At 60.4% G+C, this 17865-nt stretch carries 18 protein-coding genes; 11 read left to right on the top strand and 7 right to left on the bottom strand.

Annotation, left to right across the window (positions count from 1 at the left end; translation table 11 throughout):
- Positions 1–354 precede the first annotated feature (354 nt).
- The 4 genes from ACFRFQ_RS30230 to ACFRFQ_RS30215 all read left to right on the top strand — a co-directional run bounded on the left by ACFRFQ_RS30230 (position 355) and on the right by ACFRFQ_RS30215 (position 3964).
- Positions 355–1200 (top strand): NAD(P)-dependent oxidoreductase, encoded by an 846-nt coding sequence (locus ACFRFQ_RS30230; RefSeq protein WP_378665267.1) that lies wholly within the window; start codon positions 355–357, stop codon positions 1198–1200.
- A gap of 90 nt (positions 1201–1290) precedes the next feature.
- Complete coding sequence (locus tag ACFRFQ_RS30225; RefSeq protein ID WP_378665266.1) at positions 1291–2157, top strand: mycofactocin-coupled SDR family oxidoreductase; 867 nt, start codon at positions 1291–1293, stop codon at positions 2155–2157.
- A 76-nt stretch (positions 2158–2233) separates the two neighbouring features.
- Positions 2234–2983 carry an SDR family NAD(P)-dependent oxidoreductase gene (locus ACFRFQ_RS30220; RefSeq protein WP_378665265.1) on the top strand — a complete coding sequence of 250 codons (750 nt, stop codon included), beginning with the start codon at positions 2234–2236 and terminating at the stop codon, positions 2981–2983.
- Positions 2984–3163: 180 nt separating this feature from the next.
- Positions 3164–3964 (top strand): FadR/GntR family transcriptional regulator, encoded by an 801-nt coding sequence (locus ACFRFQ_RS30215; RefSeq protein ID WP_378665264.1) that lies wholly within the window; start codon positions 3164–3166, stop codon positions 3962–3964.
- Positions 3965–4121: 157 nt separating this feature from the next.
- On the opposite strand, the gene ACFRFQ_RS30210 is transcribed toward ACFRFQ_RS30215, so the two are convergent.
- The 3 genes from ACFRFQ_RS30210 to ACFRFQ_RS30200 form a co-directional block, all read right to left on the bottom strand.
- Positions 4122–4331: a ferredoxin gene (locus ACFRFQ_RS30210; RefSeq protein WP_378665263.1), complete on the bottom strand. Its 210-nt coding sequence runs from the start codon at positions 4329–4331 to the stop codon at positions 4122–4124.
- A 2-nt stretch (positions 4332–4333) separates the two neighbouring features.
- Positions 4334–5503 (bottom strand): cytochrome P450, encoded by a 1170-nt coding sequence (locus ACFRFQ_RS30205; RefSeq protein ID WP_378665262.1) that lies wholly within the window; start codon positions 5501–5503, stop codon positions 4334–4336.
- An 816-nt stretch (positions 5504–6319) separates the two neighbouring features.
- Positions 6320–6472: a hypothetical protein gene (locus tag ACFRFQ_RS30200; protein WP_378665261.1), complete on the bottom strand. Its 153-nt coding sequence runs from the start codon at positions 6470–6472 to the stop codon at positions 6320–6322.
- A gap of 183 nt (positions 6473–6655) precedes the next feature.
- Here ACFRFQ_RS30200 and ACFRFQ_RS30195 point away from each other — a divergent pair, with 183 nt between their 5' ends.
- The 7 genes from ACFRFQ_RS30195 (at position 6656) to ACFRFQ_RS30165 (ending at position 13607) form a co-directional block, all read left to right on the top strand.
- A complete protein-coding gene (locus tag ACFRFQ_RS30195) occupies positions 6656–7534 on the top strand; it encodes an SDR family oxidoreductase (protein WP_378665260.1) in 879 nt (292 codons plus the stop codon).
- Between the two features lie 116 nt (positions 7535–7650).
- The gene (locus ACFRFQ_RS30190) at positions 7651–9141 is read left to right on the top strand and encodes an aldehyde dehydrogenase (protein WP_378665259.1); all 1491 of its coding nucleotides are present in this window, start codon (positions 7651–7653) and stop codon (positions 9139–9141) included.
- 184 nt (positions 9142–9325) lie between these two features.
- On the top strand, positions 9326–10615 hold the full coding sequence (locus ACFRFQ_RS30185) for a cytochrome P450 (RefSeq protein WP_378665258.1): 1290 nt from the start codon (positions 9326–9328) through the stop codon (positions 10613–10615).
- Positions 10612–10830 carry a ferredoxin gene (locus tag ACFRFQ_RS30180; RefSeq protein WP_378665257.1) on the top strand — a complete coding sequence of 73 codons (219 nt, stop codon included), beginning with the start codon at positions 10612–10614 and terminating at the stop codon, positions 10828–10830. Before ACFRFQ_RS30185 ends, ACFRFQ_RS30180 begins: the two co-directional genes overlap by 4 nt.
- Positions 10827–11240: a Zn-ribbon domain-containing OB-fold protein gene (locus ACFRFQ_RS30175; protein WP_378665256.1), complete on the top strand. Its 414-nt coding sequence runs from the start codon at positions 10827–10829 to the stop codon at positions 11238–11240. The genes ACFRFQ_RS30180 and ACFRFQ_RS30175 overlap by 4 nt, the downstream gene beginning before the upstream one ends.
- Positions 11233–12381 carry a thiolase family protein gene (locus ACFRFQ_RS30170; RefSeq protein WP_378665255.1) on the top strand — a complete coding sequence of 383 codons (1149 nt, stop codon included), beginning with the start codon at positions 11233–11235 and terminating at the stop codon, positions 12379–12381. Before ACFRFQ_RS30175 ends, ACFRFQ_RS30170 begins: the two co-directional genes overlap by 8 nt.
- A 5-nt stretch (positions 12382–12386) precedes the next feature.
- Positions 12387–13607, top strand: a complete 1221-nt coding sequence (locus ACFRFQ_RS30165) for a CaiB/BaiF CoA transferase family protein (protein WP_378665254.1) — start codon at positions 12387–12389, stop codon at positions 13605–13607.
- A 157-nt stretch (positions 13608–13764) separates the two neighbouring features.
- On the opposite strand, the gene ACFRFQ_RS30160 is transcribed toward ACFRFQ_RS30165, so the two are convergent.
- The 4 genes from ACFRFQ_RS30160 to ACFRFQ_RS30145 all read right to left on the bottom strand — a co-directional run bounded on the left by ACFRFQ_RS30160 (position 13765) and on the right by ACFRFQ_RS30145 (position 17722).
- Positions 13765–15105 (bottom strand): FAD-dependent oxidoreductase, encoded by a 1341-nt coding sequence (locus tag ACFRFQ_RS30160; protein ID WP_378665253.1) that lies wholly within the window; start codon positions 15103–15105, stop codon positions 13765–13767.
- A gap of 2 nt (positions 15106–15107) precedes the next feature.
- A complete protein-coding gene (gene fdxA / locus ACFRFQ_RS30155) occupies positions 15108–15431 on the bottom strand; it encodes a ferredoxin (RefSeq protein ID WP_378665252.1) in 324 nt (107 codons plus the stop codon).
- Positions 15432–15468: 37 nt separating this feature from the next.
- A complete protein-coding gene (locus ACFRFQ_RS30150) occupies positions 15469–16698 on the bottom strand; it encodes an NAD(P)/FAD-dependent oxidoreductase (RefSeq protein WP_378665251.1) in 1230 nt (409 codons plus the stop codon).
- Between the two features lie 211 nt (positions 16699–16909).
- Positions 16910–17722, bottom strand: coding sequence for an IclR family transcriptional regulator (locus tag ACFRFQ_RS30145; RefSeq protein WP_378665250.1), 813 nt, complete (start codon positions 17720–17722; stop codon positions 16910–16912).
- Positions 17723–17865 lie beyond the last annotated feature (143 nt).

Here is a 17865-nt window from a genome sequence, read left to right as displayed (position 1 = left end):
TCTATGTGGACGGTAGCATGCACTGTTGCCCACGTCACGCCTGTATTCCATTCTGCGGATCGGTGGCAGTTAATTACCTTATCTTGCAGTTTCGGCCACCCGACATCGCCATGAGTCGGCGATTCTCTAGATCCTTTGCCGTGATGAACGACACATGGTAGAACTAGTTTACTTAGTACAAGTTCACGGCCTCCCGGATTTCGATCAATCAGGAATGCCGGATGACTGCCGTTCGCCAGCATTTCTACGTGCGTGTCTGCCGTGCGACCACTGCAATGATTTTCGCCCATCTGCGCCGACTCGGCGTCGCTCACACGCGCGGCACGGACTGACCTCGAACAATGGAGCAAATGAATGACGCTGTCTGATATCGGATTCATCGGTGCCGGCCATATCGGGGAACCGATGGTCGAGAAGTTCCTCGCCACGGGCCGGCGCACGACGGTGTATGCCCGACGTGAGGAAGTTCGGAATCGGTTGGCTGAACGCGGCGCAACTATTGCGGCTCATCAGGAGGAGCTCGCGGCCGCGCCGGTGGTGATCACCTGCCTGTTCACCGATGCGCAAGTTCTCCAGGAGTGCACGCCGATCATCGAGAAGATGAGTCCCGGATCCCTGTTCATCTCACACACAACTGGAAGTCCGTTGATGATCCAGCGGCTCCGCGACATCGGACGCAACGGTGGGGTATCGGTGGTGGAGGCACCCTTCAGTGGGAAGCCCGAGGATATTCGCCGTGGGGAGCTGACAGTGCTGCTTGCGGGCGACGATGATGCTGTCGATGTTGCAGCCGGCGTTGTTGCGTCGTATGCCTCCAATATTCATCGCACGGGTCCATTGGGTACAGCACTGACAGCAAAGTTACTGAATAATGCTCTGTTCGCGGCGTGTTCTCAACTCACCCTTTCGGCCCTCGCTGCAGGACGAGCTCTCGGGTTGGACGAGCGCAAACTTCTGGACGTACTTGCTGTGAGTAGCGGAGGCAGCACTGCGGCGCGTTATGTTGCCGCGTCCGGTCAGGACGCTCAGACCTACAGCGCCCAACTGCCACGGTATCTACGAAAGGATCTTGCCTCCGTTCGGACTGTCACCGCAGATCTGGGGATCGATATCGAGGATCTTCTAGCGGCAGCCGAACGCGGACCGATGGACCTCGACGACCGCGTTCAGACCGACGGACTCGAGAAGTCGCGGTCCTGAGAACAACTAAGCGCTGGTGAGGATAGCGCCGACTGCAATATGTGAGATCTCGAAATCAGCTTGAACGGATACATGGAAAAGGAGTCGAAAATGGCCGGAAGTTTGTCGGGTCGAGTAGCTTTCGTTACAGGTGCAGGTCAGGGCCAAGGCCGTAGTCATGCGGTCAAATTGGCCGAAGAAGGCGCCGATATCATTGCGATCGACATCTGCGCACAGATCGAATCCGCGACTCACACCATGGCGACTGAGTCTGATTTGGACGAGACGGTTCGGCTGATAACCGCTCTCGGTCGCCGCGTTCTGCCGCGCATCGCAGATGTGCGCGACCGCTCCGCGCTCATCGCCGCGGCCCAGGCCGGCTACGACGAGTTCGGACGTATCGATGTGGTTGTAGCGAACGCCGGCATCTGTCCGCTCGGACCGGACGTAGCGGCGTCGGCGTTCCTCGACACGGTATCGGTGGATCTGGTCGGTGTTGTCAATACCGTCGAAGCCGCGTTCCCCTATCTACGTGCGGGCGCATCGATCATCTGTACCGGGTCGATGGCCGCAATGATGGGTCAGACGATGACCAGCCGTGAAGCCGGTCCCGGTGCGGCGGGTTACGCGTACGCGAAGCGGGGTGTGGCGCGATTCGTCCACGACGCAGCCTTGCAGTTCGCCCCGCTGTCGATCCGGGTCAACGCAGTGCATCCCGGAAACATCGACACTCCCATGCTTCAGAACGACGCTATGTACAAGGTGTTCCGTCCGGATCTACCCAACCCGACTCGCGAGGACGCCGAGCCCGCATTCGGTATCGCACACCAACTTCCGGTTGTCACGATCGATCCGCGTGACATCAGTGAGGCTGTGTATTACCTGGCTTCGGATGCAGCGCGGTACGTGACCGGTCAGCAGCTCAAGGTCGACGCCGGGGCTTTGTTGGTCAGCACGTCCTCCGGCGCCCCTGCCTGAATTATTCAGTAAAGCTCAATTTTACTTGAACCATGGCGGGTGGCGTCAGAATTACGGCAGCGTGGAGGAGAACGAAGTGGACCTGTCTCTCGAAAACAGGCGTGTATTGATTACCGGGGCCGCCACCGGGATCGGAGCGGCCGCAGTGCAAGTGCTCGCTGCATCCGGGGCTCGGGTTGTGGGCACCTTCCACAACACCGAACCCGATACCGAGTTGGCGGCAACCTGGGTTCGGTGCGACGTGACTGATCAGTCGTCGGTGCAGCGGGCCGTGGCAGAAGCAGTCGCAGCGTTGGGCGGTCTCGACGTTCTGATTCATGCGGCAGGCAGTTGGCAGCTGGGCGCGCCGGGACACATCGACGCAGAGAATATCCGAGCCATGATCGATGTCAATTTCAGTTCAACGGTCTTCGCAAATCAGGCTGCGTACGAAGTGATGAAGGAATCTGGCGGCCAGATCATCAACTTCGGCTCCAGTGAAGGAGTTTCGGGAAGCCCGGTCTCGGCGACCTATGCGGCAGCGAAGGCTGCGGTGCATTCGTGGACGCGGTCGGTGGCCAAAATGTGGGGTGTGGATGGCGTGACAGTCAATGCGCTCGCGCCGGCCGTCCAGACGCCGGGTGCCGACCGCAGGCTCGGCACCATGAGCCCAGAGGCGATCAAGCAGTACGAGCAGCAATTGAAGATGGTAATCCCCCTTGGGGGCAAGTTGGGCAATCCGGTGTCGGATCTGGGGCCGGTGTTGGCATTCCTGTCGAGTGACGCGGCGAAATTCATCACGGGTCAACTACTCGCGGTTGACGGTGGATTGATGATGATCGGCTAGTAGGGCCCCGTCTGTGTTCGGCAGGCGGCGTAGTTGTCCGGCCTTGGATTTCGAGTGTGAAGACCCTTTGGCAGCAACGCGTCGATGGGGATCGATGATGCACTGGTACGGACAGCAGGTAATGCCAGCCAGACGAGCTAGAGTTGGCATGTCAGTGACGGGGAGAGGATCGGTGAAGGCGTGCACGCTCAATTTGGGGGAGGGGTCGCCCAGTCGAACGTGCGTGTACCCAAGGCTTCCGAGCGCATTGCTGATCGCCTGCGCGGCCAGATCGTTCGAGGTGAGATTCCCCCTGGCGGCATGCTCCCCCCAGAGAAACGAATGGTCGAGGATTTGGGCGTCTCACGGCCGACGCTCCGTGAAGCCTTCCGAATTCTCGAAAGCGAGGGCTTGATCACTGTACTGACCGGAGCTCGAGGCGGACCACAGGTGCGCTTGCCTGACCTTAGTGTTGCGTCCAGGCATATCGGACTGTACTTGCAGACGCGTGGTGCCACTCTTGCGGATCTGCTCGAAGCGCGTGCGGAGTTCGGAGCCATCTGCGTGCGATTGCTGGCAGAGCGCTGCACCAGCGAGGGGTTGGAAGAGTTGACGGCCTGTATCGACGAGCAGCATCGGGTGTGGAAGGAAGGCGTCGACACTGCAGCGGACTTTGCACGCTGGGTATCGCTCACCGGAGATTTCCATAACCTCATTGCGCTGCATTGTCGGAACAAGACGCTCGAGGCGCAATCCAAGTCGCTGGCGGACGTACTCGGCGCTCATCGCGTTGTGAGTATTCAACGCCGCGCAGAACCCGATGCGGTTGCCGATACGTCGTACATTCCCGGCGTCATCGCAGACTACGCGAAACTAGTTCGATTGGTCGAAGCAGGAAACGCTGCTGCGGCGGAAAAGCACTGGCGAGCACACCTCTACCGTGCTGCGGAAGTCGTGTATCGCAATCGTGATCGCGATTCGATCATCAGCCTGTTCGATTGAGCTTGCGGCCTCGGCTGAATCTGCGGTTTCCCCTCGTGTCTGACGAGGGGAAACCGCAGATCCCTTGCATTGAAAGACTCTTCAGTGCTGAACTAGCCCACTCCGAGGCGCAGCGGGTCGCAGAGTGCGGGTACCAGATGCCTGTGTGCCCCCTGGCTCACACAGGAGTCTTTCTTGCCACAAGCGAGAGCGCGCGACTCGGACAGACGTCAACAGCTTGCTTGGCCAGCGCCACCTCGTCCTCAGCCGCCGGCTCGGAACGAAGAACGACCACCACCCCGTTGTCGTCCTGGTCGAACGCGTCGGGATCGGTGAAGACACACTGCCCAGACCCTATGCACGAGCTTTGGTTGGCAACAATCAGCATCGTCACCACGCAACCGGGAGCGTGAAGATTCCAAAAGTGGGACCGTATTCCTTGAACGGAATTTCCCCGAACGGAATGGCGAGACGCAGCGTCGGAATCCGACGGATGACTGCGGAGAGAACGACTTCGAGCTCCAATCGAGCGAGATTCTGTCCAAGACACTGATGGGGACCGAAACCGAAGGCGACGTGATTACGCGCGCCTCGGGTGAAGTCGATCTTGTTCGGCTCGGGAAACACCTCCGGGTCGCGATTGGCGGTATTGCATACCGCGAACACTGCTTCGCCGGACCGGATCAACGTACCGCCGATCTCGATGTCGTCGGTCGACAGACGGAGACCGCCGATCTCGGCGATCGTGAAGTAGCGCAGCAACTCTTCCACCGCGCCCGGGATGAGCTCGGGATTATCGCGTAGTTGTTGAAGTAGTTCGGGCTTGTCCAGCAGCGTTGCGATACTGAGGGAGATCATGTTGGCGGTCGTCTCATGTCCGGCGATGAGCAGGAGGACTCCGAGACCGGTCAGGTCCTCCGGGTTCGCTCCGGCCGCAAGTTGTCGACTCAGGATGTCGTCGCCCGGATTTTTCACACGGGAGTTCACGAGGTCGGCAATATATCCCTTGAGTCGACCCATCGCTTCCATGCGCACTTCGGAGGATGCATGAGGATCGGCGAAAGCAGAGCTGTTTTTCTGGAAGAAGTCGTGGTCCTCGTACGGTGCACCGAGCAGTTCGGCGATCACGACAGACGGTACCGGGAGCGCGAGTGCTTCCACGAGATCAGCCTCGGACTTCCCGAGTAGCATCGCGTCGAGGGCTTCGTCAACGATTTCGGTGATGCGCGGACGCATGGCGCTGATCTTCTTCAATGTGAACTCGCCCATCACCCGGCCTCGAGCCTCCGTGTGCTCCGGGGGATCCATCTCGATCAACTGCTTGAGTTTGTTTCCCGGAGCGTATCCGAGATTGGTTGGGTGGCCGGGCAATGTCCGATCCGAACTGAACCGGCTGTCGCTCAGAACTGCACGAACGTCTGCATGTTTCGTAATGGCCCAGATCTTGCCGTCATTCTGCCAGCCAACTTGGCTGACGGGCTCGACTTCCTGCAGTCTCAGGTGCTCTGGCGGGGGACTGTACGGATCCATGCGTTGCGTCGAGAAGGCTGTGGTAGCCATGAGATCTCCCTTGATCAGCGAACAGCTCGGGGCGTGAATGAGCGCCTCCTACTTTTGAGGTGGAGTGCTTATTTTCGAGAGTTTAGTCACGTTTAGTGCTGTGCGTCTAGACCGCGAGGCAACTCATCTGAATTGGCCGCGTTGCACTTTCGTAGTTTCATTCGAAAACGCCAGCGGACGTCATGCGGTGGCCAGTGCAGACGATCAGGTCTGCCGGGTGCAGTGAGTGCGCTGCTTGCGTCGGGGCGGGAGTGATGTTGTAGCGCTGACCTTCTGGTGCGGTCGTATCGCGAGCGGTGTGGTGCACGGACGAGGTGCGCACATCCGTTTGTCGGGTCGAGTTGCGTGTCGCGGGGCGCGGGAGCTGTCTTGCTCGGGCTGTAAACTACTGGCTCCCAAGTTATCTCCATTGTGGGCGTGAGCGGCGTGCGCTGCAATGTCAGATAAGGATGTCGGCGAATCGCCTGTAGGTGTTACCTCTCGGGGATCGTGCATCGGTCAATTGGCATTGTTCGCTGCGAATGATCGCGCAGCGGTACATCTGGGTTTGTTACCGAGGCGATGATTGACACCAATGGTGTCGTACAGCACACTGTTACTGTTGTACGGATCAGGTGTTCCGTTAAAGAGAACGGGGTTTACGGGCGGCGACTCTGCCACAGCCCAGTCTCTGTGTATACCGAAACGGAGTGCACCCGGTCGAAGCGAGCTGTTTCGCTGAGACCCCGGCAACTCCCACACGCATGTTCCTTCGCCGCAGACCTCGATGTGAGAGTGACAAGACATGACAACACTCGTGCCGACCGAAATGGATTCTCAGCGTCCATTCGGCTTGGGGATTGCCATATTGATGTTGGCAGTCGGCTCGTTTGCGTTCATGATGGAGCGCTCTGCAGCGCCCAGCCTGGCTAGTAGCGCAGTCGACTTGTATTCCGTTGTCCAGAAATCTTTTTCAGGGATTCTTGCCACGGTAGGGACATTCAACTATGTCGGATCTGCGGTATCAGTTCCGTCAACGCCTTTCGTTGCAGAGGGTGGCGACATGGCTCACAGAGCTCCGCCAGCACAGTGAATCCGAAATCCAACGGACGGCGGTGCCAGGGGTCGAGGCCTCCTGCATGTCCCGTCCGAAACACAGCAAGGAGCAGTTAAGTGAACGATTACTTCGGATATGCCGGAAAGACTGCCGTCGTCACCGGTGCCGCGTCGGGTATGGGTAAGGCGCTCACCGAGATATTGGTTGATCTCGGTGCGAATGTGTACGCACTGGATCGAGTGGAGCCCCCGGTGGCCGGAGTTGCGAAGTCCATCCTCGCGGACCTCGGAAACAAGGAATCGATCGATGCAGCATTTGCACAGGTGCCACTGCAGATCGATGCCTTTTTCGGGGTCGCGGGAGTTTCCGGTGTCCACAACAGCTTCTTGGAGACGCTCACCGTCAACTTCATCGCGAACAAGTACGTCACCGACACCTACCTTGCTGATCGCATCACGGAGAACGGTTCTCTCGTCTTCGTAACGTCCAATGGTGGGGTCCGTTGGGAAACCCCCACGGTGCGTGAGGAACTCGAGCTTTTCACTCGCGGCGACAACTGGAACGACCTCGTACAGACAGTTCAGAAGTTCGAAGCGGAGTTCGGCAGTGTTCCCGGATCGCTCGGCTACATCATGTCGAAGCGTCTCCTCAACTTCTGGGTCGCGGAGCAGGTCGCTCCGCTCGCGAGCCTGCGCAAGATCAGGATCAACGCCGTACTCCCTGCCATGACGATCTCGGGGATGCTCCCGGAGTTCGCTGAGATGAAGGGCGGACAGGATGCTGTCGAAGCTGACCTCGGCCCGGCCGGGCGCCTTGCAGAGTCGGTAGAGATGGCGAAAGTGCTCGCTTTCCTCGGTAGCGACCTAGCCAGCTACGTGTCGGGAACGCACACCTCCGTCGACTTCGGCATGAACGCGCTACAGATCGCAGGGCTGGCGCCGGATCGGCTCGGGTGGACTCTTCGCGGCGTCCTTTCGCAGCAGCCGAGTGCGTAACTCCATCTGAAAACGAGCACGCGAACTCGGGTAACCGAGCCGGGATTGTTCATCGAACACCGGCGTCAGGGGCACTCGCGCCCCGAGATCTACCAACTTGAACCAAGGAGACTTCTGTGACTGTCCTGGACGTACGCGACACCGCAATCAATCTGAAGCATCCGGATCGTTTGTACATCAACGGCGTATGGCAGCTTCCGGCCAATCCATCCAGCATCGACATTGTCGATGCCACGACGGAAGAAACATTCTACCGCGTAGCCGAAACCGGTCCCGAAGACATGGACGCTGCAATTGCCGCGGCGCGCAACGCTTTCGACAACTCGTCATGGCCATTCCTCGAACCCGCGGAGCGAGCTGAGTACCTTCGGAAGATGGCCGCCGGTCTGCGTGCCCGTACTCAAGAGGCAGGCACATTCTGGACGCGTCAGGCCGGGGTCATCTTCGGGATGTCGGTCGGCGCACTCAGCCGTGTGCCCGCACTCTTCGAGTATTACGCTGACCTTGCCGCCAACTACCCGTGGGCAACGCAGGATACGCCCGAGTTCTCCGCGTTCGGTGCAGTCGTCAACGAGCCGGTCGGCGTCGTCGGCGCAATCGTTCCCTGGAACACGCCACTCTCTCTCGCCGCGTACAAAGTCGCGCCGGCTCTTCTCGCAGGCTGCACGATGGTCCTCAAAGCTCCGCCGGAAGCGCCGGGTGAGCTGTACATTCTCGCCGAGGTCGCGGAGGAGATCGGTCTGCCGCCGGGCGTGCTGAACATCGTCAACGGATACCGCCAGGTTTCCGAGCAGCTTGTTGCCGACCCGAGGATCGACAAAATCGCTTTCACCGGCTCGAGTGCTGTGGGGCGTCAAATCGGTGCAACCTGCGGAGCGCGTCTGGCTCGATACACCCTCGAACTCGGCGGCAAGTCGGCGGCGGTCATCCTTGACGACTACGACCTCGCCACGGCAGCTGCTGCGATCGCTGCGCAGGAGACATCACTGAACGGCCAGGTCTGCATGTCGCTCACACGCGTCATCGTCACGAAGTCGCGCCACGACGAGTTTGCCGAGGCCCTGGGGTCGGTCTTCGGAGCGGTACGGGTCGGAGATCCCTTCGACCCGCAGACGCAGCTCGGTCCGCTTGCCCTGGCCAGGCAGCAGGAGAGGGTTCTGGGCTACATCAACACTGCCCAGAACGAGGGCGCGACGCTCGTGACTGGCGGCAACCGTCCCGCGCACCTCGACCGCGGCTTCTTCGTCGAGCCGACGGTGTTCTCCAACGTCGACAACCGGTCCACCATCGCGCAGGAGGAGATCTTCGGGCCGGTTCTGTCGGTGATCCCGGCCGAGAACGAAGAGCACGCAATCGCATTGGCGAACGACACACCATATGGACTGAACTCCGCTGTCTTCACGAATGATGTGGACCGTGCTTACCAGGTCGCACGTCGCCTTCGCTCGGGCACGGTGGGGCACAACGGATTCAAGACGGACACCCGGATGGGATATGGCGGCTTCAAGCAGTCGGGCGTCGGGCGGGAAGGTGGCCTTCAGGGCCTCCTGCCGTACCTGGAGTCCAAGACAGTGCTGCTAGACGGAGCTCCCGCGCAATTCCGATGAACAGCCGCGATATCCCGGCATGCTGCGTGCATGCCGGGATATCGCATCTTCCCGGTACTGCGCGTGGCCTCTGACGAAACTAAACGAGCGGTGCGGCGGCCCGGACAAATTACTCCGACTCAGCAGTGCCTCGGCCTGCTGCTCAGTGCACTACGAGTCGCGCAAAGAAAGGAAACTGACGCAGATGACTGCCGTCGAGATTAACCCCACCGAGACAGACTTCTTCACGGACGCTGACATCGCGGCGGAGGCGGAACCTTACTTCGATTACATGCTGGCGAATCATCCGGTATTTCGCGAGCCGAAGTACGGCGTCGTGATCGTGACCGGTTACGAAGAAGCACTGCAGGTTTACCACCAGCCCGACGTGTACTCGTCGATCAACCGCACCGGTGGTCCCGTGGTCGACCTCCCCTTCGAAATCGTCGGCGACGACATCAGTGAGATCCTCGAGAAGCACCGCGAATACTTCTCATCGAACGATCAACTCGTCACTTTCGACCCGCCACTTCACACCGATCACCGTGCGATCTTGATGGGGTTGATCACGCCCAAGCGGCTCAAGGAGAACGAGCAGTTCCTCAAGGACACCGCCGACCGTTACCTGGACGAACTCATCCCTCGAGGAAACTGTGAGTTCATCTGGGATTATGCGAAGAAGTACACAGTTCTCGCGGTCGCTGACCTGCTCGGTATGCCGGAGGAAGAGCACTCGATGCTCCTCGACCTCCTGGCCTCCGTGCCGGCGCCCGTATTGGGAAACCTCGAACTCCAAGCGGTTCACCACGGTGGCCTCGAGACGCTGTACGACTACTTCGTGGCCAAGATCGAGGACCGTCGGAAGACACCGCAAGAGGATGTCCTCACCGGAATGGCGCTTGCGACCTTCCCGGATGGTTCGCTTCCCGAGCCGATCGAGGTCGCTCGGATCGCCTCCAATCTCTTTGCAGCCGGGCAGGAGACCACCGTCCAACTCCTTGGCATCGCCTTGCAGCGGATCGCTGAAGACGCTGACCTGCAGGATCGGTTACGCGCCGATTCGTCGCTCATTCCGAAGTTCATCGAAGAGGCCCTTCGCGTCGAGGCGCCCATCAAGGGATCGTTCCGCCTCACCAAGAAGCCGACGAGCATCGGGGGCCTCGACCTCGCACCTGGCACCGTAATCATGTTGATCAACGGGGCTTCCGGTCGCGACCCGAAGGTCTTTGAAAACCCCGGCGAGTTCCAGGTTGAGCGGGCGAACGCGCGGCAGCATCTGGCATTCGGCCGCGGTATCCACACCTGCCCGGGAGCGCCGCTTGCGCGCGCCGAGGCGGTCTTCTCAATACAGCGAATTCTGCAGCGTACCAAGAGTATTCATATCAACGAGCAGTATCACGGACCAGTAGGGGAACGCGAATGGAAACTCATCCGCAGCTACAAGTTCCGCGGGCATACCCATCTTTATCTCGAATTCACCCAGGCGGACGCGTGATATCGGGCGAACTGACCATCGACCGTGATCGGTGCATGGGGTCGGGGCAGTGCACGTTCTATGCTCCGGCCACCTTCGACCTCGACGAGATGAGCATCGCCGTGGTCATCGACGATCACGGTGACGACCACGACAACATTCAGCAGGCGATCGACGTCTGCCCGACGCGTTCCATTGTTCGTGCAGCTGGAGCAGAAGGAATCGATACCCAATGACAACTACGACCGAGGCGATGGTCTCTCGACCGATTGCCGATCTGGACAGTGACGGCCTCCTCGGGTCCTTTCCTGGTGGGCCGCGGCTTGTCGGCACCAAATGTGATCGCTGTGGGCGCGCCATGATCGGCGTCCGCGTGGTCTGCAGTGCCTGCGTCAGCACAGAGGTTAGTCGCATCGAACTCCCGACTAGTGGTTCGCTGTACACCTTCACTCGGCTGCATGTCGGCGGCGACGGTGTCCGCATCCTGGGCTACGTCGACCTAGAGGGTGATGTTCGAACACTCGCCGATATTCGTGAGAACGGGATGTCATTGCAACCCGGACTGCAGGTAGAACTCGGCGTGGATGGCTCCAATTGGTTCTTCGCTCCGGTATCCGGTGTGAATGGAGGAGAATCTGATGACTGAAGAAGTCTTTGTCGTTTCGGCGGCCATGATCCCATTCGGCAAACACCGCACATCGTCGTATGTCGGACTCGCCGTCGCACCGCTCGTCGACGCCCTTCGCGGAGCGGGGATAGAGAAGTCGGACGTTGACGCGGTCTACGTCGGACACTCTTTCGGCGGCATGATGACCGGACAACGGATCTGTAAGGAAATCGGCCTCGGGACAGTGCCCACAGTCAATGTCGACAACGCCTGCTCGAGCGGTGCGACGGCTATCCACGAGGCTTGGACGGCAATCTCACAAGGGCTTGTCGACGTCGCAGTCGTGGTCGGAGTGGAAAAACTGACCCAGTTCGGCGGCGGGACGCTTCCGCTGTCTCCCGAGGATCGAGAGGTGAAGCAAGGCATCGTGATGCCGGCGGTCTATGCGATGCGTGCGACGCGGTACCTCCACGAGACCGAGGCGACCGTCGAGGATCTCGCACTCGTCAGTGTGAAGGCGCGCAAGCATGGAGCTCTCAATCCATTCGCGCAGTTCCGCAGTGAGGTGACAGTCGACGAGGTGCTCGGCGCACGAACGATCTCCGATCCGCTCACTCTCATGATGTGCTGCCCCACCGGCGACGGTGCAGCAGTCGTCGTGCTCGCATCGGAGCGCGCTCGCAACCGCCTGAACGCACCGAAGGGGATGCGTGTCGCTGCCTCGATTCTGCATTCGGGCGAGGTCAAGGAAGGGTATCGCGACATGACGATGCCGGAGATCAGCCAGCACTCCGCTCGTGATGCGTACGAGATGGCAGGGGTCGGGCCGAAGGACCTCGACATGATCGAGTTGCACGACGCGTTCTCCATCGCGGAACTCGTGTATTACGAGGCATTCGGCCTCGCCGAGCGCGGACACGCGGTCGACCTCCTCCGTGACGGTAAGACAGCCTTTGGCGGAGACGTCGTGGTCAACCCCAGTGGAGGTCTGCTCTCGAAGGGTCATCCCGTCGGGGCCAGCGGCGTGGCACAGGTCGCCGAGGCGTTCTGGCAGCTCACCGATAACGCCGGCGCACGTCAGGTCGACGACGCGCGCTGGGCGATGACACATGTGACTGGCGGCGGCACGGCCGGACTGGACCACGGCGCTTGCACGATTCATATCTTCGAGGGTGTGTGATCACGGTGGAACGGCCCGCGTTGGAGGGTATCCGAGTCATCGATCTGACAACCTTTCTCTCTGGTCCGTCTGCAACACAGCTTCTCGGAGACCTCGGTGCAGACGTGATCAAGGTCGAAGCGCTCGGAGGCGATTCCAGTCGGTCGATCGTCGGCCCGGAACTTGACGGTGACAGCGCGTATTACCTTGCGAACAATCGCAACAAGCGAAGCATTGCAGTCGATCTCAAGTTGCCGCGTGGTCGCGACGTCGTCAAAGGCCTGATCGCCGGAGCTGACGTTGTGATCGAGAACTTTCGGCCAGGAGTCACCACCAGACTCGGACTTGTCCCCGAGCAGATTGTCGAGGAACACCCCGCGCTGATCTGGGCGTCGATCAGTGGGTTCGGACAGGAAGGTCCGTGGCGCGACCGACCGGCCTACGACATGGTCGTGCAGGCGCTCAGCGGCGTGATGAGTCTGAATGGGCATGCGGGCTCCCCGGCGGCCCGGCTCGGGATACCGGCCGGCGACGTGGTCGCCGGACTCTACGCTGTGATCGGCATCCTCGGTGCTCTTCATGCTCGCGGCGAGTCCGGCCGCGGGCGGATCGTCGATGTCTCGATGCTCCGCGGACAGTTGGCGATGCTGTCCTACCAAGCCCTGTACACCAACCTCAACGGGGTGGCGCCCGGTCCTCAAGGGGCAGCGCATGATTCGATCGCAACCTACCGTTCCTTCCGCGGTGGCGACGGCCGTGAGTTCGTCGTCACGGCGAACACGCCACGCATGTGGGAAGACCTCTGCCGCGTTGTCGGGCTCGACGAGTTGATTGTCGACGAGCGTTTCGTGGACGCTGCCACACGCCTGCATAACAGGGAAGCTCTGTCGGATATTCTCGAGGCCAGGATCGCGGAGCGTCCGGCCGCAGAGTGGGTTGGCCTCCTCACCGCAGCGTCGGTTCCAGTAGCAGCTGTGAAGAACGTGCTCGAAGCTCTCGAGGACGCGAGGACAGCCGATGACGGCTCGCTCGTGACCGTGGGGAACGAGATGGTCGAGTTCGAGAACGTCGCCATGCCAATCCGTTTCGTCGGTACCGCCGATGTCGAGCCCGGCTATCCTCCTGCCCTCGGTGAGGACTCGGACGACATTCTCAGGACGGAATTGGGACTCACCGACGAAGAGATAGCGGCACTCGTGACAGATGGTGTGGTCGGTGTGCCGGCGGCTGTGAGTATTACAACGTAAGACGGTGAAACAGGTCTGCCCCTGCGGTAATAATCACCGCAGGGGCAGACCTGTTGTGGAATGCAGCCGTATACATGCATGTATGCCGAAGTCGTTTCCGGGCAACGTGAGTGGTGAAACGTCCGACCGGCCTTGAACGGCCGGTCGGTGGCTACGATCAGCCGAGTCGAATCACGTCACCGGCAGCAAATTGCAGCATTTCGTTGCGATCGTGCAGTTTCACGCGCTCACGTCCCGTCGATTCGCCTGCCGCGCGCTCAGCCTCGTCGATTCTTCGCCAGCCTGCCCAGTCGACAACCTGGACGCCGCGAGAGCGAAGTAGTTCGTCCACCACGGTCGAGGCGGAAGCCGACGAGGACTTCGAGCCGATGTCCTCGAGGATCGACGTGACAGTGTCCAAGGCGCATCGGCGGTTGGTCCCTACGACTCCCGTCGGCCCCCGTTTGATCCATCCTGCGATGTACACCCCGGGAACTTCTTCTTCGCCGTCGATCACCCGTGAATCGCGATGGGGAACGGTGGCGGTCTCGGTGTCGAACGGAAGGCCTGGCACTGCTTTGCCCATGTATCCGACCGAGCGGAAAACGAGTTCGGTATCGAGAGTCTCCGTGACTGTCGGGTCGCTGGTCTTCGCCAGTCGGACACCCGACACTGATCCGTCCTCGCCGAGGAACTCGACGGGAGTGCGATCGAACACGAAGCGAATCCTGTACTTTCGGCCGAGCACACCACGCTCCGCCGCTTTGCGGAATGAAGCGAACAAGCGTGTCGCAGCGGGGTTGGAATCGAGGTATTCCTGTTGTGTAGCATCGAGTTCGAGATCGTCGGGGTCGATGATGACGTCGCAGTTCTCGAGATCCAGTAGCTCGATGAACTCCTTGTTGGTGAACTTCGCGTATGCGGGGCCGCGTCGGCCGACGATGACGACTTCGGAAACGGTGCTTGCGGCGAATGCTTCGACGATGTGCTGGGGTACATCGGTGGCTCGCAGCTCCTCAGTGGTGCGTACGAGCATGCGTGCGGCGTCGAGTGCCACGTTCCCCACACCGATCACGACCACTCGGTGTCCGTCGAGTACAAATGCGTCCGAAGGTGTATCCGGATGACCGCCGTACCAGGATACGAAATCGCGAACCGCGTGGGCGCCAGAAAGGTCTTCACCAGGCACGCCCAGTCGCCGGTCGAGTGGGGCCCCGGAGGCGAACACCACCCCGTCGTAGTGGCTGCGAAGTTCGCTGGAGGTGATGTCGACACCGACTCGCACGTTCCCGAGCAAGCGCACACCCGGTGTTTCCTCGAATACCTCGGAGAACGACATCGTGATGGATTTGATCTTGGGATGGTCAGGGGCGACACCGTAACGCACCAGGCCGAACGGAGCTGGAAGTTGTTCGAAGACATCGACTTCGATCGGTAGATCCGAGTCCTCGGACAGCAATTGTGCGCAGTACGAACCCGACGGCCCTGACCCTACGACTGCGATTCTGAATGTGCTCACGGTCAGCTGCCTCCCCTCGGAGCCAGAGCGGTGATCAGGTCGACGTCGTAGTCGACCTTTCCGCCTTTGCGGCCGCTCTTCGGCGTCGTCGTCTCTGCGAAGAATCGCTCGTTCACGCCGATGTAATGCTCCTGATCGTCAGGGATCTCAGCCTCGTAGAAGATTGCGTCGACCGGGCATGACGGTACGCACGCACCGCAGTCGATACACAGGTCCGGATTGATGTACGTCATCCGGCCTCCCTCGAAGATGCAATCGGCCGGGCACTCCTGCATGCAACTCTTGTCCTGGACGTCAACACACGCCTCTGTGACTACGTAGACCATGACGGCTGTTTCTCCTTGCCTCTGCAGCTGGGATGAATTAGGCCCATTGCCGCAGTTTGTCGACGATTTCTTCGGTCGGGCCGCCTGCGGCGATAACCCGTCGTGCTTGATTGAGGGCGCGCACCCAGTTCACTGTTACAGCGCCACATGCTCTTCCGGTCTCGTCGGCGTGGACGACTGCGACTCTCTCGCCCGCCTCGAGATCTCCGAAGACTGTCGAGCTGCCTGCCGGATCACGGCGGCCGACCGAGTGCACTTTCCAGTCGTATTGGTCAGACCACACGTAGTCCGAGGAGTCGTACCCTTCGGACAGACCTCCGGTGATCACGTTCGCGACGAATCTGGCCTGATCACTGGCATTCGTCCAATGCTCGGCCCTCACGTCCGCGCCTCGATCCGAATGCGGCCAGCGAGCGACGTCGCCGATCGCGTAGACGTCGTCTGCGCCGATCGCACGGAGATGCCGGTCGGTCAGCACGCCGTTGTCGAGAGTGAGACCGGAGCCGATGAGCCAGTCCGTCGAAGGGAGGGAGCCGATTCCCACGACTGCCGTCGATGCCTCGAGTTGGGTGCCGTCGTCCAGGACCACCGTGAGGGAGCCGGCCTCACCGTGGATATCGGCAACGCCGACCCCGAATCTGGTTTCTACACCGTTGCGGTGGTGAAGGTCGACGAGGAGGCTTGCGATTTCGGGTCCGACAAGTCGCTCCATCGGCTCGGGAACTGGGTCGACGATAGTGACTGGACATCCGAGTTTAACTGCAGCAGAGGCGATTTCAGTTCCTATAAACCCTCCGCCGACTACAATGACGGCCTCTCCGAGGCTGAGTCGCTCAGCGATGGCCCGTGATTCGTCGAGAGTGCGCAGTTGGAACACTCCAGATGTCGGCTGCCATGGCGAAGGTCGAGCGATAGCTCCGGTGGCGATCACAAGGACGTCGTAGGCGACGGTAGAGCCGTCGTCGAGTGAGACAATCCGTGCCGTGGTGTCGAGTCCGATGGCCGCTGTTCCGAGCCGCGTAACGATGTCGAGGGCATCGAGTTCCGGCCGGGTGATGAGCCGGTTCGCCTCCACTGCAGCGTCGGACCACTCCGAGCTGAGTAAGCCTTTCGACAGGGCTGGGCGATCGTAGGGCAGATCAGGCTCGGCGCCGATCAGAGTTATCGGACCCGAGTAGCCGCTTGTGCGAAGGCATTGTGCAGTGCGAGTGCCCGCAAGCGACGCGCCGACTACGAGGATGTGGCGCCGAGCGTCGGATCCAGTCATGGCTCAAGTCCTTACTGTGGTGTCAGATCGCGGAAGCCGCCCATCTGTCAGAGACCCAAGCGGGTGAGGGCGCACTGCGCGTTCGCGCCCTGTTCTGTTTAACGAAACGGGTAGTCGCTACAACGCAACAGAAGTATCGACCCGAACAGGGGATACTGTCAACCTTCTGTTGGACTGCCGCAGCGTACGACTTCAGCTGGGGGAGGGCGGGTTACCGCTCTTCCGTTCCTGCGATGAGCTCGGTGATCCGCCCCGCAGCTTCGCGGACAAGCGCTACCAGTGTTGATGCATTCGTCGCGTTGAGTCGTGCTTCGGGAATAGTGATACCAACCGCGCCGACCACGGTTTCCGAACGTCCGAATACCGGCGCCGCAATCGCGATCGCCCCCTCGATGCGCTCCCCGTGCGTGATCGAGTAACCGTCGTGGCGGACGGTGTCCAGCCGTGCGAGCAATTCATCGGTGTCTGTGAGTGTTCGATTCGTTGCAGCTGTCAGTCGGCCGTGGACGATTGCGTGTCTGACCCCTTCGGGAAGAAATGCCAGGATTGCGAGACCGCTTGCGCCGGCGTGCAACGGAAGCCACTGTCGCATCGGCAGTGTGTAGCGAAGCGGATGTGAAGAATCGGCCGTGAGGGTAAACATCATCTCGTGGCGTTGTTCGCTGTACAAAGAGAAGAACGCGGATTCTCCCGACCGCTCCATAAGGTCGTTGAGTGTCTCGGCCGACAGATATTGCAGTGGATACTTGTTCGTCGTTGTCCAGGCGAGCCGCAGGAACTCCAGTCCGAGTCGATAGGAGCCGTTCTCTGCGCGTCGCATCAAGCCGAGCTTCTCGAGGTCTGTCACCAGTCGATGTGCAGTGCTCGGGCTTACACCGAGGTGGCCGGCGAGTTCTCGCACGCCATGTGAGTCGTGTTCGCTTTCGATCATAAATGTGAGTATTTCGATTCCGCGCGCAAGGGGCTGCCGCCGACGCCCTTCGTTGCCTGGCTCGTGTTCGGCCTCATCTGTCAGCTTGGTCATTGCGCATCCATTTCACTCGTATTTTTCCGAAGAGGCTTGACAACAGACCGTAGCGCAAGCGAGCCTTAAGCCTTGGTCTTCAATGGAACGGTCGTTCTATTCAACGCACTATGTGTTGGCGCGTCAGACTCTCCATGCGTCGG

This window comes from Rhodococcus sp. NPDC056743 (genome assembly GCF_042790355.1).
Classification (GTDB): Bacteria; Actinomycetota; Actinomycetes; order Mycobacteriales; family Mycobacteriaceae; genus Rhodococcus_F.
This window is presented reverse-complemented; position numbering and strand designations above follow the sequence as displayed.

What these genes read in the sequence shown, in the direction of transcription:
- ACFRFQ_RS30230 (WP_378665267.1), top strand. Translation starts at nt 355, where the DNA reads ATGACGCTGTCTGATATCGGATTCATCGGTGCCGGCCATATCGGGGAA.
- ACFRFQ_RS30225 (WP_378665266.1), top strand. Translation starts at nt 1,291, where the DNA reads ATGGCCGGAAGTTTGTCGGGTCGAGTAGCTTTCGTTACAGGTGCAGGT.
- ACFRFQ_RS30210 (WP_378665263.1), bottom strand. Translation starts at nt 4,331, where the DNA reads ATGCTGATTGTTGCCAACCAAAGCTCGTGCATAGGGTCTGGGCAGTGT.
- ACFRFQ_RS30205 (WP_378665262.1), bottom strand. Translation starts at nt 5,503, where the DNA reads ATGGCTACCACAGCCTTCTCGACGCAACGCATGGATCCGTACAGTCCC.
- ACFRFQ_RS30185 (WP_378665258.1), top strand. Translation starts at nt 9,326, where the DNA reads ATGACTGCCGTCGAGATTAACCCCACCGAGACAGACTTCTTCACGGAC.
- ACFRFQ_RS30175 (WP_378665256.1), top strand. Translation starts at nt 10,827, where the DNA reads ATGACAACTACGACCGAGGCGATGGTCTCTCGACCGATTGCCGATCTG.
- ACFRFQ_RS30170 (WP_378665255.1), top strand. Translation starts at nt 11,233, where the DNA reads ATGACTGAAGAAGTCTTTGTCGTTTCGGCGGCCATGATCCCATTCGGC.
- fdxA (WP_378665252.1), bottom strand. Translation starts at nt 15,431, where the DNA reads ATGGTCTACGTAGTCACAGAGGCGTGTGTTGACGTCCAGGACAAGAGT.
- ACFRFQ_RS30150 (WP_378665251.1), bottom strand. Translation starts at nt 16,698, where the DNA reads ATGACTGGATCCGACGCTCGGCGCCACATCCTCGTAGTCGGCGCGTCG.
- ACFRFQ_RS30145 (WP_378665250.1), bottom strand. Translation starts at nt 17,722, where the DNA reads ATGACCAAGCTGACAGATGAGGCCGAACACGAGCCAGGCAACGAAGGG.